Annotated in this window: 1 protein-coding gene; it reads left to right on the top strand. The window is 36.9% G+C overall.

Annotated features, from left to right (window positions below):
- Positions 1 to 22 precede the first annotated feature (22 nt).
- Positions 23 to 1,132 (top strand): DUF5060 domain-containing protein (locus V7077_RS26045; protein ID WP_335507372.1); only part of this gene is annotated, 1,110 nt, incomplete at its 3' end.

Below are 1,132 nucleotides of genomic sequence, written 5' to 3'. Positions count from 1 at the left end.
AAAATAGAGAGGAGAGCATTATATGAGACAAATAGAAAAATATAATATATTTGAGAGAAGTATTAAAGGCCCGGAGCCATCTACTACCAAAGTTAAGGTGGATTTTACTGGAACCTTTATAAAAGAGGACAAAGAGGTTAACATTAAGGGATTCTACAATGGCAATGGTGAATATTTAGTTCGCTTTATGCCTGACGAAGAAGGTATCTGGCATTATGAATTAAGCCTCAAAGCTTCAGAAGAAATTAGAGAATCTGGGGATTTTGAATGTATTAGGGAAACAGCAAATAATCATGGGCCTGTGATGGTCAATGGTATGAATTTTCATTATGCCGACACTACCAGATATATTCCAATCGGAACGACATTATATTCTTGGATTCATCAACCAACGAATCTTATCGAAAAGACAATCGAAACACTGTCCCGAAGTCCATTTAATAAGGTACGTATGTGTGTGTTTCCTAAAAGTTTTATGTATAACAATAATGATCCTGAACTATTTCCTTTCGAGAAAGATGGAGCAGGCAATTGGGACGTAAACCTGCCAAACAATGCATTCTGGGAACATTTAGAGAATCAATTAACAGCACTTTTACATTTAGGTATTGAGGCTGATTTAATTTTATTCCATCCATATGACAGATGGGGGTTTGCGAACTTAAGCCGAGAGGATAATCTGACGTATCTTGACTATTGTGTAAGAAGGTTGGCAGCCTTCAGAAACATTTGGTGGAGTTTAGCCAATGAGTATGATTTGGTTTTTAATAAGAATGAAGAAGATTGGGAGTCCTTCGGCAAGTTTATTAGTAGTGAAGATCCTTATCACCATTTGTTATCCAACCATAACTGCCTAAAAGTCTACGATGCATCGAAATCATGGATTACCCACTGCTCTATTCAGACAAATAGTGTTCAAAAAACAAAAATGTTCAGAGATCAATATAAAAAGCCCGTTTTGATTGATGAGTGTAAATATGAAGGAAACATTGAACCAAGTTGGGGAAATATTTCGGGCTTTGAAATGGTTCACAGATTTTGGACTGTTATGGTACTGGGTGGATACTGTACTCATGGAGAAACGTTTCATAGGGATGATGAGGTTCTTTGGTGGGCAAAGGGTGGAGAACTA

The sequence above is a fragment of the Neobacillus vireti genome, assembly GCF_036962465.1.
Lineage (GTDB): Bacteria > Bacillota > Bacilli > Bacillales > Cytobacillaceae > Neobacillus > Neobacillus vireti_B.
The sequence above is the reverse complement of the archived record's forward strand: the minus strand, read 5'-3'. Positions and strand labels throughout refer to the sequence as shown.